The following is a 17,039-nucleotide window of genomic DNA, read 5'->3' as shown; positions in this document are numbered from 1 at the left end:
TCCCTGGACGCGCACGTTCGCCAGGCATCGGTCCCTTGGCCCCCGGCCCTGGCGGTAGCCCATTCTCGAGTCATCGATATGCCGAATTTCTTATCCACTCGCCGTTATTCCGATCCGTCGGCGGACGGCAGGTCGTCACGGCGGCCGCTTGAAGGCGATCACCAGTTGCCGGAACTCGAGGCGCCACCGCGGCCGTCCGAGCACTTCTCCCGCCTTACCGATATTTCTTCGCGCTTCCCACTTTTGCCGGACGAAGGGCCCTATCGGCATGATCGCCTGGTCTATGACAAATACATGCTGTGGCGGATGAAGGGAAGGAAGAGCACGGAGCTGATTATTTCGTCTCATGGCGGTCAATTGCTGGGGCGTCGAACGATGGTGCCCCCGGGAACGGCCTTCCATTTTTACGGACCGAATCACGCCCCGCTTCTGACCACGGATATCTATCTGGGCTTCGTGTACCTTGACTTGGACGAGCGCCCATACGAAATCATGCGCAGTGGGCAGTTCTGTTCGGATTTCGCGCTGGCCGAGTATCAAGATACATACGAGAATTACGACGATGTCTGGCGCTGCATGCGGGAGCGCCAGCCTTACACCGACGTCGTGACGATACGCGGGAAGGCGCACGGGAATGGCTGGCAGGACAGGGTGCTATTTTCCGAGCTTCTGGCGGACCTGCGTGCCAAGAACCACAGGTATTCCAAAATACACTGCATCTTTTGCCGGAATTTTGCCAAGGGCACGGTTGATACGTATCCCGCGCTGGAGCCGTATGTAAAGCCACCCTATGCCGCGCGTTAGCCCGCATTTGCCATCCAGCGCGGATAGGCGCCGAGATCGGCCCCCGGCGCCGCGCCTGTTTCCGCTATCCCTGCATTCCCACATCCTCGACCAGCGACGCTTCGGTTGACACTTCAGCGCGGGCGCCCTCTTCCATCGCCGATAGCGCGCCCGCCACATGCTCCAGCAGAACGCCGTCACGGATAATGGCGTAATGATCCGCGGCCAGCGTGCGATGGGTTTCGCCGGCGGCATGGCCCAGTTGCGCCGCCAACGCGCGCCGCTGGGCCTCATCGCGGCCGGCTCGCCACCAGCACCAGGGCCGCGCCCGCAGCTTGCCCATCGGCCCCGCCTGCAGCGAGAGCACCTGGAGATGGCGAGCCACCAGGAAGATGCGCGCCAGTTCGCAAACGTCCAAGCCCGCCGGGCTCGCCGTCGCGCCGCCCAGCAAGCCGGCCAGGCGGGCTTCCACCGCTTCCTGGGTCAATGCCGGTGTGTCGGGCAGCGCTTCGGTGCGCCCGGCATTCGCCGGCCGCGGGTCGACGGCGGCATACGCGGCCCGCTGGGTCTGCGCCGCCGCGTCGATGCGCGCGGATGGAATGTCCGGCGCCATCAAACGCGCATAGCCCGGCAAGTCCTCGCGCCAATCGCGCTGCGCTTCCTGCTCCAGGCCGCTGATATAAGGATCCACCAGCCCCAGGAAGCCCACCTCGCGGCCATCCGCCTCCAGGCGCTGCGCCATCATCGCGGCCAGCGTGCCGCCCAGCGACCATCCCAGCAAATGGATGGGGCCTCGCGGCTGCGCGGCCGATACCATGGCGCTGTAGTCCTCCGCCATTTGCGCCAAGGCGCGGTCTTCATGCCCGGCGTCGAGCAGCATGCGGCAAGGCAAGCCATAGACCGGCCGGATACCGTCGAACCGCCTGGCCATCGTCTGGTAGTCGTAGAGCGTGCCCATGCCCGCATGCACGCAGAACAGGGGCGCGCCGGCCCCTTGGCCGCTGTTCAAGGGCACGGGCGCGGCGGCGGCGGGTTGCTCCAGGCCCAGCAGGCCGGCGATCGTGGGACGCTGCATCAGGTCCCGCAGGGTGAATGACAGCTCCGGCCGCTCCAGCACGCGCACGCGGCTCAACATCTTCAGGCTCAGCAGCGAATCGCCGCCGAGTTCGAAGAAGTTGTCGGTTTGCCCCACGCGCGGCACGTTCAGGATTTCCTGCCAGACGGCGGCAAGCTGGCGCGCCGCATCCGTGGACGGCGCCACGAAGTCCCGCTGCGCCGCCGCGCTGGGCGCCGGCAGCGCCTGCCGGTCCAGCTTGCCGCTGATCAGGCGCGGCAGGCGCGGCAGCACGGTAATGGACGCGGGCACCATGTAGTCGGGCAGGCGCGCGGCCAGCAGCCCGCGCAAGTGCGACGCCAGGCTGATCGGGCCGCCCGGGCCGGTATCGGCGCCGGCGGCCGGTACCGCGCGCGATGCCGATCCCGCAACGGGGTAAAGCGTCGATGCCGCCTTATCGCCCACGCCGATGTACGCCGCCAATTGCGCGCCGGAAGACGCCTGGTGGAAGACCACCGCGGCCTCCTCCACGCCGGGCAAGCCCAGGACGCTGGCCTCGACTTCACCCAGTTCGATGCGGAAGCCGCGGATCTTCACCTGGCTGTCGCGCCGGCCGATGTATTCGATATTGCCATCGGCCAGCCAACGCACCAGGTCGCCGCTGCGGTACATGCGCGAGCCCGCGTCGCCGAAGGGATCGGCGACAAAGCTTGCCGACGTCAGCGCCGTGCGGCCCAGATAGCCTCGCGCCACGCCGTAGCCGCCGATGTACAACTCGCCGACGTGGCCGATGGGAACCGGGCGCAGGTCCGCATCCAGCACGTACAGCCGGCGTTCCCCCACTGCCTTGCCTATGGGCGCATAGGCGCAGTCGAAGCCCGCGTCCGCCGCGGTCTTCCATATCAGGGGAGTGACGACGGTTTCGGTGGGACCATAGCCATTGATGTAGCAACGGGCGGGAAGGTAGCTGCGCACGCGCTCGTAAACGGCGCGCGGCATCGCCTCGCCGCCGAACACATACAGATCCATCGGCGGCGGGTTGCCATGCTGGGCGGCATGGTCCGCCATCTGCGCCAGGTAGGCGGGCGGGAAAGCCGCGTTGGTGATGCCATAGCGGTGCAGGGCCGCCAGCGACTCCTGCGCGGTCCACAGCTCCGCGCCACGCACGGCCAGGCTCGCGCCGGTGGTCAGCGCGGTCAGCCAGCGTTCGTGCGCCCCGTCGAAAGAGAAGGACATGAACAGCAGTTCCCGCGATTCGCGCGTCATGCCGTAGATGCGGGCGGTTGCCTGGCAATGCATGGCCAGGGGCCCATGGGTCACCGCCACGCCCTTGGGCTTGCCGGTGGATCCGGAGGTATAGATGATGTAGGCAAGGTTGTCCGGCGACAGGCGAACGCCGGGATCGGTGGCCGGCCCGTCGTTCGCGGCCGCCTCGTCGCAGACCAGCACCGGCACGCCAAGGCGGGACAGATGCGCCGGGCCCGAAGCGGACGCCAGCAGCAGGGCCATGCCGCTGTCGCGCGCGATATACGCCAGCCGGTCCTGCGGATGGTCCAGGTCCAGCGGGACGTAGGCCCCGCCTGCCTTCAACACCGCCAGGAAGGCGACCACGGTATCGAGCGAACGCGGCATCGCCACGCCCACGCGTCGTTCCGGCCCGATGCCGGCCTCGATCAACCGATGGGCCAGGCGGTTCGCGGCCGCGTCCAGCTCGGCGTAGGAACGGCTGTCGCCGTCCATGACCAGGGCCAGCGCATCGGGCCGCTGGCGCGCATGGGCAGCGATCAGACGATGCACGTAGCCGGGCCCCGCCGCGCGGACCTGCCCCGCATCGCGCCCCCACGCGCGCAGCACGTCAAGGGCCTGTTCGTCCAGCCACCCCAGATCGCCCACCGGGGCGCGCGCATCCCGCGTGATTTCGCGCAGCAGCTGTTCCATCTGGCGCCGCAGGTCCAGGACCATCGGCTCGGGCAGATGCGCGGTGCTATAGCAGTATTCGAGTTCGATTTCATCGGTGGCGACTACCTGGATATCCATGACGTAGCCGGTCAGGCCGCCACCCTGGCTTTCCCCGAAACGCAGCCCGTAGCGTTCGCGGTCTTTCAGCGTGCGGTCCACGGGGTAGTTCTCGAACACGACGATGCTGTCGAACAACGGCCGTCCGGACGATCCGGCCCAGCGCTGGATATCGGCCAGCCCGGCATGTTCATGTTCGCGCAGACGCAGGTTCTCTGCCTGCAGGTCGCGCAGGAAATCGCCGACGGCACGCGACGGCGCGGCGCGCACGGGAACCGGAATGGTATTGATGAACAGGCCCAGGATGTCTTCCACGCCGGATAAGGTGGCGGGGCGGCCCGAAACGGTGGCGCCGAACACCACCGTATCCTTGCCCGCGCACCGCTGCAGCAGCAGGCCCCAGGCGGCCTGTATGACGGTATTGAGCGTCACGCGCTGCGACCGGGCGAACTCGCGCAGGTGGATGGTCCGGGCGGCGTCCAGGCGGGTGTAGATGCGCGCGTAGGCTTCCGTGCCCGGCGCCGCATGCGCGCCGGGACATTGCGCCAGCAAGGTGGGGCCGTCCAGCGCTTTCAGCGATTCCTTCCAGAAGCGTTCGCTGGCGGTGCGGTCCTGTCGGCCCAGCCAGCGCACGTAGTGGCCGTAGGCGGGGCCGGCGGCCGGCAATGACTCGCCGCCATACGTGCGCAACCACTCGCCGACCAGCCGCGACGCGCTCCAGCCGTCGAGCAACAGGTGGTGATGCGTCCAGATCAATTGATGGGTATCCGCATCCAGGCGGATCAAGGCCAGCCGGGACAGCGGCGCGCGCGCGACGTCGATGCCCAGGGATTGTTCTTCCGCGAAGGCCGCGAGGTGTTCGGCCTGCTTGTCCCGTCCACGCCAATCCAGGATCGTGACGCCAGGATCGACGCTGCGGTGGACCAGCTGGAGCGGCTTGTCCATGCCGGCCCGCCATAGATAGGACGTGCGCAGCGTCGCATGGCGCGCCACCATGGCCGACCACGCGCGCGCCAGCCGCGCCGCGTCCGCGCCCTGCATGCGTACGCTGATCTGATTGACATACAGCCCCTTGCCCGGCGCTTCCAGGGTGTGGAACAACATGCCTTCCTGGGTGGGCGACAAGGGGTGCACGTCTTCGATATCGCTGTCGTCCAGCGCCAGGGCCGCGGCGGCGGGGGCGTCGGGATAGTCCGCCAGGCTTTGAGGGCCGGACGCGGGGGTATCCTGTCCTCCCCGATCTTGTTCCGCACGATCCTGTCGCGTCCTATCCTGTGCGCCCGGGTCTCGCGTAGCGCTATCCGGGAACGCGCCAGAGCCCGGCTGTCCGTCCGCCTGCACGCGCGTGGCGACTTCCGCCAGGGCCGCCACGGTCTGGCGCTCGAACACCTGGCGCGGGCTGATTTGCCAGCCCGCCTGGCGCAGCCGCGCCACGATCTGCAGGCTCAGGATAGAGTCGCCACCGACTTCGAAGAAGTTATCGTGGCGGCCAATTTGCTCCACGCCCAGGACTTCGCGCCAGATGCCGGCCAGGGTTTCCTCGAGCCCGCCTTGCGGGGCTTCGTAGGTTTGCGCCGAAGCGAACTGCGCCTGCGGCAGCGCCTTGCGGTCGAGCTTGCCGTTGGCCGTGATGGGCAAGGCATCCAGTGTGACGATGGCCGACGGCACCATGTACGCCGGCAGGCTGCGTTCCAGCGCCTGGCGCAGCATCGCCGTGTCCAGGCTTGCCGGGGTTACGTAGGCGACCAGTCGCAGGCTGGCCTGCGCGCTACCGGAGGAACCTTGCGCATCCAGGCCTTGGGGGCCGCTCGATCCGTCTTGCCCTGCTCCAGCAACCGCCAGCCCCTTCTGCGCCAGCACCACGGCCTGCTTGACGCCGTCCTGCGCCAACAGCTGCGCTTCGATCTCACCCAGCTCGATGCGCTGGCCGCGCAACTTGACCTGGTAATCCAGCCGGCCCAGGTATTCCAGCTGGCCTTCTCGATTCCAACGTGCCAGATCACCGGTGCGGTACAGGCGTTCGCCCGTGCCGAATGGGTCGGCCACGAAGCGTTCCGCGCTCAGGCCCGGCCGGCTCAAGTAGCCACGCCCCAGCCCAACGCCGCCCAGGTAGAGCTCGCCGCCGACACCGGGCGGGACCTCGTTCAGTTGGGCATCCAGCACATAGGTACGCAGTCCCGCGATCGGGCGCCCGATCGGCACGCCTGTTGCGGCCGGCCGCGCGCAGTCCCAATGCGTCACGTCGATCGCCGCTTCCGTCGGGCCGTACAGATTGTGCAGTTCGATCCCCGGGAACAGCGCATAGACCCGCGCGCACAACTCTGCCGGCAAGGCCTCACCACTGCAGAAGACGCGGCGCAGCACCTTCCTGGCCGCCGACAGCGCCGCACTGTCCTTGCGCGATTCGCAGTGCGCCACGAAGGCGTGCAGCATCGAGGGCACGAAGTGCAGCGTGCTCACCTGCTGCGCCACGATGCGCCCCAGCAACCGTTCCGCGTCGCGATGCTCGCCGACCGCGGCCAGCGCCAGGCGCGCGCCCGCCATCAGCGGCCAGAAGAACTCCCAGACCGAGACATCGAAGCTGAAAGGCGTTTTCTGCAGCACCGTATCTTGCGGTCCCAGACCATACGCCTGTTGCATCCACGCCAGGCGATTGCTCAATCCGGCGTGGCGGTTGGTCGCCCCCTTCGGCTTTCCGGTCGAGCCCGATGTATAGATCACGTAGCATGCCTGTTCTGCATGGACCGGAAGGTCCGGTACGCGAACCGGGTCCGATGCGTGAACTGAAGGATCCGATGCGTGAACCGGGAGCTTCGAGACCTGGATCGCGACATTCGACCCGTCGGCCACGCCGGCCGATTCGGCAGTCACGCCAGCAGACGCATCCAGCATGTCGATCTCCAGCAGCGGCACGGCACCCTGCTGCCGTGCCCCACCCCCGATCCACTCGCGTACACGCGCCGACAGCCACGACTGGGTCAGCACCAGCGCCGGTGCGCTGTCCTCGATCATGTACGACAGGCGATCGTCCGGATACTCCGGGTCCAGCGGCACATACGCCGCCCCCGTCTTCAGCACCGCCAGCAACCCCACCACCAGCGACGGATGCCGATGCGCCGCGATCGCCACCCGACGCTCCGGACCGACGCCCAGCGCCAGCAGCCGCTGCGCCAGACGGTTCGACTGGCGTTCCAGCTGCGCATACGTCAGCGTCAGCGCCGATCCCGTCAACGGGTCGGATACCCCATCGGCCGCCAGGGCCGGATCGGTCTCCATGATCACCGCCACCGCATCGGGCGTGCGTGCCGCCTGCGCCGATATCACCGCATGCACAGGCCTGTCCCGCCATTCCGCCATCGCCTCGCCCAGCGGCGAACCGTCGGTCCAGGACCGCAGCAGGTCCTGCTCGCCGGGGATCAACAAGGACAGCGTGCCCGATCTTTCCGGCGTTTCCGCCGCCAGCCGCTGCAAACCCTGCAACAGCCGCTGGCCCAGTGTCTCGACGGTGGCCGCCTCATAGTTGGCACGGTCATAGCTGATCCTGAGATGCAGCTCGCCGCGCTGCGAAACCACCAGCGTCAACGGATAGCTGGTCGGGTCCGTCGTCGCCAGACCGCTGAACCGCGCGCCGTCCGGCAGCGATTGTCCCAGCGCCTCGTCCACCGGATAGTTTTCGAAGACCACCAGGGTGTCGAACAGCGCCCGGCCACCCTGCCCGGCCCAGCGCTGGATGTCGTACAAGGGCGTATGTTCGTGCTCGCGCGCCGCCACGTTGCTTGCCTGCAGATCGCGCAGCCAGCTTCCCACTGGCTGCGTGGCCGGCAGCCGCACCACCACCGGCAAGGTGTTGATGTACAGCCCCAGCACGCGGTGCAGGCCCGGCAGGTCCTCGGGACGTCCCGCTGTCGTCGCGCCGAATACCACCGTGTCCTGACCGGTATGCAACGCGAGCACCAGCGACCAGGCCCCCTGCATAAGCGTATTAAGGGTTACACGTTCCCGGCGCGCATACGCCATCAGCGCCTGGGTCTGGGCCGCGTCCACATCGATCGCCCACTCGCCGTAGGCGGACTCATGCGCGACACGTTCCGGCGCATCGCTTTCCCGAGCGCCAGCGGCCGGGGCGGGCATTGCCTCGGCCAACAGGGTCGGGGCTTCCAGCTCCCGCAGCCGCTCCATCCAGTAGGCCTGCGTGGCCTGCGCATCGCGCCCGGCCAGCCATTGCAGATAGTCCCGATAGCGGCCCGCCGGGCGTGTCACCGCCCCGCCCGCGTAGTCGCTCAGTACCTCTCCCAGCAACTGCGACGTGCTCCAGCCGTCCAGCAGCAGATGATGATGCGTCCAGATAAAGTGGTCATACGCGTCGTTGACCCGCACCAGCAGGCAGCGCATCAGGGGAGGCACCAACAAATCGAACCCCGCCGCGCGTTGCGCCGCGGCCAGGGCGTCCAGCCGCGCGGCCACTTCCCCGGCATCGCCCCTGACCTGTTGCCGTTCGAACGGCAGCCGCGCCTGGCGTGCCACCCATTGCAGCGGCGCGTCCGCCCGCGCGATGAATCCCGTGCGCAGCACATCGTGCCGCGCCACCGCCGATTCCCACGCAGCCTGGAAACGCCGCGCATCCAGGCCTCGCACATCCACCCGAAGTTGGTTGATGTACGGCTGGACGGCCAGACCCGCAACGTCTTCCGTGACGCCCGATACGTCCTCCCGCATAGAGGCTTCGTCCCTTTCCGTATTCGAACGAAGCCCCATCGGCGCGCCATCGCCTGCTGGCGACCCGGCGACGGCATCCTGACCGTAGATGGAATGGAACAGCATCCCTGCCTGCATGGGCGTGACGGGGTAGACATCCTGCCACTGCCCCATCGGCTGGCCGATCGGCAAGGCATCCACTTCGGATTGCGTCAAGCCGGCAAGCGGGAAGTCCGATGGCGTTACCCCCTGCGCGCCGCCGGTGCAATGCCCGATCACCGTGGACAGCGCCTCGGTCCAGCGCGCCGCCAGCTCCCGCATCGTCGCCTCGTGCCACTGCGCGCCGCTGTAGCCCAGCGACAGCGATAGCTGGCCGTCGTAGACCCGTCCGTTCACGGTCAGCGCATGCGACAGGGGCGCGTCCTCCCATTGGCCCGAGCCCACGTCTTCCTCGGCCACGCGCCAGTCCCCGCCGCCCACGCCCGCGTCGAATTGGCCCAGGTAGTTGAACAGGATCGGCGAGGCCGGCGCGCCGGACAAGGCCTGCCGCACCGAGGCATCGCCCCAGCGGCCCAGCACCCCATAGCCCAAACCGTGCCGCGGCACGGCGCGCAAGCGCTCCTTCACGTCCCGAATCAGGTCGGCGGCTTCGCCATCCGTTTGCAGTACCACCGGATAGACCGTGGTGAACCAGCCCACCGTGCGCGTGACATCCAGGCCCAGCGCATCGGCCTCGCGTCCGTGTCCTTCCAGGTCGATGCGGATCTGCCGCAGCCCGCGCCATTGCCGCAACGCCAGGGCCAGCGAGGCCAGGAGCAAGTCATTGACCTGCGTGCGATAGGCCGACGGCGCTTGCCGCAGCAAGGCCTGCGTCTGCGCGGGTGTGAGATTGACCTCGACCCGGCGCAGGTCGCCCACGCGGGCCGGCCCATCCGCCCGGTCCGGCGGCGGCAAGGCGCCGGCCGGCAAGCCTGTCCAATACGGTTGCTCCTGGGCATGCATCGCTGCCTGCCGGCGCAGACCGCGCGCCCACGCGCCATAGCTGGCCGTGCGCGCGGCCAGGCGCGGCGCTTGACGCCGGCGCGCCTGCTCGTAAGCCTGGCGCAGGTCCTCCAGCAGGATGCGCCAGGAGACCCCATCCACCGCCAGGTGGTGGATCACCAGCAGCAAGCGCCAGCTACCGTCGGCCACCCGCATGCGCGCGGCGCGCAGCAACGGGCCATGGGTAATGTCCAGGCTCGCCTGCGCGCGCGCGCAGTGTGCTTCGATCTCGGCCGCGTCTACCGCCGTCAGGTCCCAGATTCCTACGTCGGAGGAATCCGGGGCTGCCTCATCCTGAGAGGCAATACGATCCGCATCGTTTTGAACGGTATGGATATCCGAAGAAGCCTGAACGGTATGGATATCCGAAGAAGCCTGAGCGATATGGATATCCGAAGAAGCCTGAGCGGTAGGGATATCGGCAGATGCCTGAACAGGATTGACATGGGTAGATGCCGGAGCAGTATTGATATCCGCGTACGCCTGAATCCATTGACCATCCTCGCCACGCCGGTAGCGCAGCCGCAGCGCGTCGTGATGCGAAACCACCGCCGCGAGCGCCGCGCGCAAGGCCTGGATATCCACTTCCGCGTCGCTGCGCAGCAGCACCGCCTGGTTCCAGTGGTTGTGCGTGGACAAGGGCAGCGACAGGAACTGCGCCTGGATCGGCAGCAAGGGCACTTCCTGGCCTGCTGGAATGTCTTCCTCGCCCGCTTGAGTATCTTCCCGGCGCGCTACGGGGTCCTCCTGACCCGCCGCGACATCTCCTTCGCCTGCCGGCTCCTGTGCCGCAGGATTGCCCGAGGCACCCTGCGCGGATGCGCCATCGCGGAACTGGCCGTTCGCCTGCACGCGCGTGGCGACTTCCGCCAAGGCCGCCACGGTCTGGCGCTCGAACATCTGGCGCGGACTGATCCGCCAGCCGGCCTGGCGCAGCCGCGCCACGATCTGCAGGCTCAGGATCGAATCCCCGCCAACCTCGAAGAAATTATCGTGTCGCCCAATTTGCGCCACACCCAGGACTTCGCGCCAGATGCCGGCCAGGGTTTCCTCCAACTGGCCTTGCGGTGCTTCGTAACTTTGCGTCGAAGCGAACTGCGCCTGCGGCAGCGCCTTGCGGTCGAGCTTGCCGTTGGCCGTGATCGGCAAGGTATCCAGCGTGACGATGGCCGACGGCACCATGTACGCCGGCAGGCTGCGCTCCAGCGTCTGGCGCAGCAGTGCGGTGTCCAGGCTTGCCGGGGTCACGTAGGCGACCAGGCGCAGGCTGCCCTGCCCATCCTGCCCCGCCCCGGCCAGCGCCGGCCCCGCCTGCGCCAGCACCGCGGCCTGGGTCACGCCTTCCTGCCCCAACAGCTGCGCCTCGATCTCGCCCAGCTCGATGCGGAATCCCCGGATCTTCACCTGGTGGTCCAACCGGCCCAGATACTCGAGCTGGCCATCGTGGGTCCAGCGCGCCAGGTCGCCGGTGCGGTACAGCCGCGCGCCATTGCCGTCGGGATGCGCGACGAAGCGTTCGGCGCTCAGGCCGGGCCGATTCAGATACCCGCGCGCCAATCCCGCGCCGCTGACATAGAGCTCGCCAGGCACGCCTATCGGCGCGGGCGCCATCTCTTCGTCCAGCACCGCCAGGCCCAGATCGGGAATACCGATTCCTATGGGGCTGCTGCCGGAATCCAGGTCGGCTTCCGTAATGGGCCGGTAGGTCACGTGTACCGTGGTTTCGGTAATCCCATACATGTTCACCAGGCGCGGCGCCTGGTCGCCAAAGGCGGATATCCACGTCCGCAGCGCACGCGGTTCCAGCGCCTCGCCGCCGAATATCACCACGCGCAATGCGAGGCCATGGCCGTCCTGCCGCGCATGCAGCGCCGGCACCTGCATCAACTGCTGGAATGCCGACGGCGTCTGGTTCAGCACGGTGACGCGCTGGTCGCGCAACAGCGCCAGGAATTCATCGGGGGACCGGCTGACGGCATAGGGCACCACCACCAGCTTGCCGCCGGTGCACAGCGCACCGAAGATTTCCCAGACGGAAAAGTCGAACGCATACGAATGGAACAGCGTCCAGACGTCGCCCGGCCCGAAGCCGAACCAGGCGTCGGTGGACGACAGCAGGCGCAGCACCTGGCCATGGCACAGCTGGGCGCCCTTGGGACGTCCCGTCGAACCCGACGTATAGATCACATACGCCAGGTTGGCCTCGCTCAGGCGCACGTCCGGATCGTGCGTCGGCTCATCGCCACCCGGCGCGGCCGGCAGGCCGCCGGCATCGAACTCCACCACCTGGGTCCCGGCCGGCAAGGCCGCGGCCAGCCAACCCATGCGACCGGCCAACTGCGTCTGCATCATCAGTTGCGTCATGCCGCTGTCCCGCGCCGTATAGCGCAGCCGTTCCTCCGGATAATCCGGATCCAGCGGCACATAGGCGCCGCCGGCTTTCAGAATGGCGAGCATCGCGACGATCATGCCGGCGGACCGCTCCGCGACCAGGCCGACCCGGACCTCCGGCCCGACGCCCTGCGCGCGCAAGCGATGCGCGAGCCGATTGGCGCGCGCATTGAGCTCCGCGTAATCGATGACGGATGCGCCGCAGGCCAGGGCCGGCGCATGCGGATGGCGGCGGACGGCTTCCTCGAATCGGCGATGGATGCCGGACGCGCCTGGAATGGCAGGCATGGCGCGTTGCGCCCCCCAGGCGGCAAGCCGGCCGCATTCGGCGTCCGTATTCAGCGGCACCCGCCCGACGGGGACCTGCGCATCCACGGTCAACTGCTCCAGCATGGCCAGATAATGCCGGCCGAACTGCTCGATGGCGCGCGGATCGAACAGCCCGCCCGCGTACACCAGGTTCACGGAGATGCGGCCATCGGGCAGCTCGGCCGTATTGCAGGTCAACTCGAACTGCGCGGCCTGCCCGCCTATGGCGTAGTCCGCCACCTCCAGCCCCGGCAGCTCGCGCAAGGCCGCGTAGTCCGGCCGTTGATGATTGAACATGACCTGGAACAGCGGGGTCTGTCCGACCGCGCGGTCCGGCTGCAAAGCTTCGACCAGATGCTCGAAGGGCAGGTCCTGGTGCGCCTGGGCCTCGCGCGCGGCATCGCGTGTCTGCGCGAGCAGTTCCGCCAGGGTGGTGCCGGCCGCGATCGTCGCCCGCATGACTTGCGTATTGACGAAGAAACCAATGATCTGTTCGGTGCCCGCGCGATGCCGGTTGGCGATCGGCACGCCCACGCGGATATCGGATTCCCGGCAATAGCGGTGCAGCAGTGCCTGGAAGGCGGCAATCAACCCAGCATACGCGGTCGCGCCGTGCGCGCGGGCCGTTTGCCGCAAGGCTTGCGCGAGTCGCGGCGGAAGATCGAAGCCATGGGTTCGCGCCGGGTAGGCGCCGTCGGTACGGCGCGGCGCGTCCGCGGGCAGATGCAATACCGGTTGTTCGCCCGCCAGCCTGTCCACCCAATAGGCAAGCTGGCGCCGGCCTTCGCCCTGTTCCAGCCAGGCGCGCTGGCGCGCCGCGTAGTCTCCGTAATCCCCGGCAACGGGCGGCAGCGACGGCGCGCGGCCCTGTACATACGCGCGGTACAGCGTGGAGAACTCGTCGACCAGGATCTGCATGGACCAGCCATCGGACACGATATGGTGCATGACGAGCACCAGGACGTGTTCGGCATCGTCAAGCTTGATCGTGCCTACCCGCAACAAGGGGCCGGCTTCCAGATCGAAGGATTCCGCGACCCAGTCGCGGGCCACCGCGCGGGCGCGTGCATCGCGCTGTGCCCGCGCGATGCGGGTCAAGTCGCAATCGCGGATCGCGACCGGCCGCGCCGGCTGGACCTCCGGCAATGCGAGGCCGTCCGGCGTCGGCCGGAAGCAGGTCCGCAAGCCCGCGTGGCGTTGCGCCAGGGTATCGAAGCTGCGCGCCAGCGCATGCCGGTCCAGCGGGCCGCGCAGGTGCATGGCGCCCGAGACGTGATAGGCGGAACTCGCGGGGTCCATGCGCCAGAGAAACCACTGGCGCTGCTGCGCATAGGACATCCGCGGCGGCGGGGGCTCGGACGCCGCCGGACCCGGCTGCATTCCGGCCGGCGGCGCATCGTCCCCCGCCGCCGCGGCGATGGCGGCGGCCAGCGCCCGCAGCGTCTGGTGGTCGAAGATCAGGCGCGGCTCGATGCGCAGCTTGTGCCGGCGGGCCCGGGCCATCACCTTCAGGCTGAGTATGGAATCGCCGCCCAGCTCAAAGAAATTGTCCTCGCGGCCCACACGCGGCACGCCCAGCACCTCGGCCCAGATGACGGCAAGGACTTCCTCGACCGGCCCCACCGGCGCATCGTGCGCGGCGGGCGCCGAGCGCCGCGGTTCTGGCAAGGCACGGCGGTCCAGCTTGCCGTTGGCCGTTCTCGGCAGCGCGGGCATCAGGGTGAATGTGGCCGGCACCATGTATTCCGGCAGCCGGGCGGCCGCGTGGCGCCGCAGCGCCTCCACGTCCGGCGCGCCATCCCGGGACATTTCCGAGGGAGCCACATAGGCATGCAGTTGCAGGCGTCCGTCCGGTTCCGCGCGCGGCAACACCGCGGCGTCGGCGATGCCTGGCGCGGTCCGCAATACCGCTGCGACCTCGGCGGGTTCGACGCGGTAGCCGCGTATCTTTACCTGGTCATCGACACGGCCCAGGAAGGACAAGGCGCCATCGCGCAGGACCCTGACACGGTCGCCGGTGCGATACATGCGTTGCCCGGGCAGATGCGGCGACGCCACGAAACGCTCCGCCGTCTGGCCCGGGCGGCCCTGATAGCCGCGCGCCACCGCGGGGCCGGCGATGTACAGCTCGCCCTCCGCGCCGGGCGGGACCGGATCCAGATTGCCGTCGAGCACGCACAGGGACATATTCGGCAGTGGCCTGCCCACCGGCACGGTGTCCCCCTGGCGCGCCGCGTCCGGCGTCACCGCCTGGGTCACGGCGCCAACGGTGGTTTCGGTGGGACCATAATGGTTCAGGACGCGGCACGCCGGCGCCAGGCTGGCGATGCGGTCGTACAGCGCCCAGCTCGCCGCTTCGCCGCCCAGCACCAGGACGTGGCGCGGCAGGACATCGGCGGCGCGCGAGGATTGCAGCAGGGCCTGCAGATGGCCGGGAACGATCTTGAGCACGCCGATGCGATGTTCCGCCATATAGGCGGCAAAGCCGTCCGGATCGAACGCCCGAGCGGCCGCAACCATATGCAGGGTACGGCCCGCGCAGAGCGCGCCGAACAGCACCGTATGGCCCAGGTCCGCGGCGACGGTCGAGACCATGGCCATGCTGTCCGCCTCTTCCGGCAAGGCCAGCCGCCCGAGCACGCCCTGCACATAGTTGTTCAGCGCGCCACGGCTGACGATCACGCCCTTGGGCATGCCGGTGGAACCGGAGGTGTAGATCAGGTAGGCCGCCTGCGCGGGATGCATGGCAAAAGGCGGGTGGCCCGGCGCCAGGCCGCGCGCGTCGGTATCGTCCGGCCGGCCAGCGGCGGCCGCGTCGGACGCGCCGTCGACCGGCGGCGTATCGGCCTCGGCGTTCTGCATGCTCCAGGCCAGGCCGATGCGCGGCAAGCCGCCGATCCAGGCGGCCGCCCCGACAGCGTCGTCGCTGAGGACCGCGCAGGCCGCGCTGTCGCGCAACAAATGCGCCAGCCGGTCCGGCGGCAAGGCGGGGTCCATGGGGACGCACGCCGCCCCTGTCTTCAGGATGGCGAGCAGCCCCGCCACGAAGCCGCAATCGCGGCCGGCGTGCAGGGCCACGCGGGACTCCGCGCCCACGCCGGCGGCCGCCAGGCGCAGGCTCAATCGGTGCGCCGCGGCGTCCAGGTCGCGATAGCCGATGGCCCGCGCATCGTCGCGCACGGCGATGCGGTCGCCGCGCCGCGCCACCTGTTGCGCCCACAACTCAAGCACGTCGCGGGCGGCGTAGGCGGCATATTCGCCGTCGATATCCGGCACGATGCCGGGCAGCGGAAGCCGGTTCAGCGCCTGGCCGGCATCCTGCGCGACGGCTTGCGCGTAGGCTGAAAACGTGGCCGCCAGGCCATCGATCGTCGCGGCATCCCATATGTCCGTGGCATAGGTCAGCGAGCACGCGATGGTGTCGCCGTCGACGGAGTAATCCAGGCTCAGATCGAAATGCGCCGATTCGGACAATGCCGGCACACCGCGCAGGACGAGATCGCCGAAGCGGCCGCGTGCCATCGTCTCCAGCGACGCCTGTTCGGTGCACTTCACCTGGAACAAGGGATTGACGCCGGGCTCGCGCGCGCCCGCCAGTTCGGACACCAGCAGGTCGTACGGGCAATCCTGGTTCGCCTGCGCATCCAGCACCGTGCTCCGGACGGCATCCAGCAATGCGCGGAAGTTCTGCCGTGTATCCACGCGCGTGCGCAGCACGGTCATGTTGGTCAGGTAGCCGATCAGGCCGTGGGTTTCGGCGCGCATGCGGTCGGCCACCGGCGAACCCACCACGATATCGTCCTGGCCGCAGTAACGCGACAGCGTCAGCTTCAGCAAGGCCAGCATGCACATGTAGACCGACGCGCCGGCGTCGCGCGCGTGGCGGCGCAATCCGGCCGCGGTCGCCAGCGGCAATGCGAAGCGCAGGGTGGCCCCCTCGCCGGCCCGCTGCGGCGGACGCGGACGGTCCAGCGGCAATCGCAATGGTTCCATGTCGGCGCCCAACGCCGATTTCCAATAGGCCAGTTGGGCGGGCAGGCGGCTGGCGGCGTACCATTCGCGCTGCCATATCGCGTAATCGCCGAACTGGATGGGCAAGGGAGCGAGCGTGGCCGCCTCGCCCGCGACGCGGGCGGCATAGCAGTGCGCCAGGTCCTGCAGCAGGATATCCTGCGACCAGCCGTCGGCCAGGATGTGGTGGATGACGATGGACAGCCAATAGCTTTGCGCATCCAGCCGGATAAGCGCGACGCGCCATGCCGGCGCGGCGGCCAGATCGAACGGCTGTCCGGCAAAGTCCGAGGCGATTTGGCGCGCCCGCGCCTGGCGTTCGTTCGCCGGCAGACCGGAGACATCGAAGTCGCTGAACGCATCGAAAGACGGCCCGGCCGCTTGCCGGACATATTGCATGGGCTGGTCCTGCTCTTCGACGAATACGGTGCGCAGCACCGCATGGCGCGCCGCCAGATCGGACAGTGCCCGCACCAGGGCCTGGCGGTCCAACAGCCCCTCCAATGCCAGAAGGCCCGCCATGTTGTACGCGGAGGAGCCCGGCGCCATGCGCCACGTCAGCCACAAGCCCTGCTGGGCATAGGACAAGGGATAGCGGTCGGTTTGCGGAAAAGGGACGATGGGCAACGTGGCAATGTCGACGCCCTGCTCCGCCAGCCTCTTCAGCAGATCGGCGCGCGGCTGCGGGTCGAGCCTGGCGATGCGCTGGGCGAGTTCGCGCGGATCGTATGCCATGTGT

At 68.5% G+C, this 17,039-nt stretch carries 2 protein-coding genes; one reads left to right on the top strand and one right to left on the bottom strand.

From position 1 onward, the window contains the following. Window positions 1–78 precede the first annotated feature (78 nt). Window positions 79–804, top strand: coding sequence for a putative adhesin (locus CAL28_RS12015; RefSeq protein ID WP_141218181.1), 726 nt, complete (start codon window positions 79–81; stop codon window positions 802–804). A 64-nt stretch (window positions 805–868) separates the two neighbouring features. On the opposite strand, the gene CAL28_RS12010 is transcribed toward CAL28_RS12015, so the two are convergent. Beyond that, complete coding sequence (locus tag CAL28_RS12010) at window positions 869–17,035, bottom strand: non-ribosomal peptide synthetase (protein WP_094841596.1); 16,167 nt, start codon at window positions 17,033–17,035, stop codon at window positions 869–871. Window positions 17,036–17,039 lie beyond the last annotated feature (4 nt).

This window comes from Bordetella genomosp. 11 (assembly GCF_002261215.1).
Classification (GTDB): Bacteria; Pseudomonadota; Gammaproteobacteria; order Burkholderiales; family Burkholderiaceae_B; genus Bordetella_C.
The sequence above is the reverse complement of the archived record's forward strand: the minus strand, read 5'-3'. Positions and strand labels throughout refer to the sequence as shown.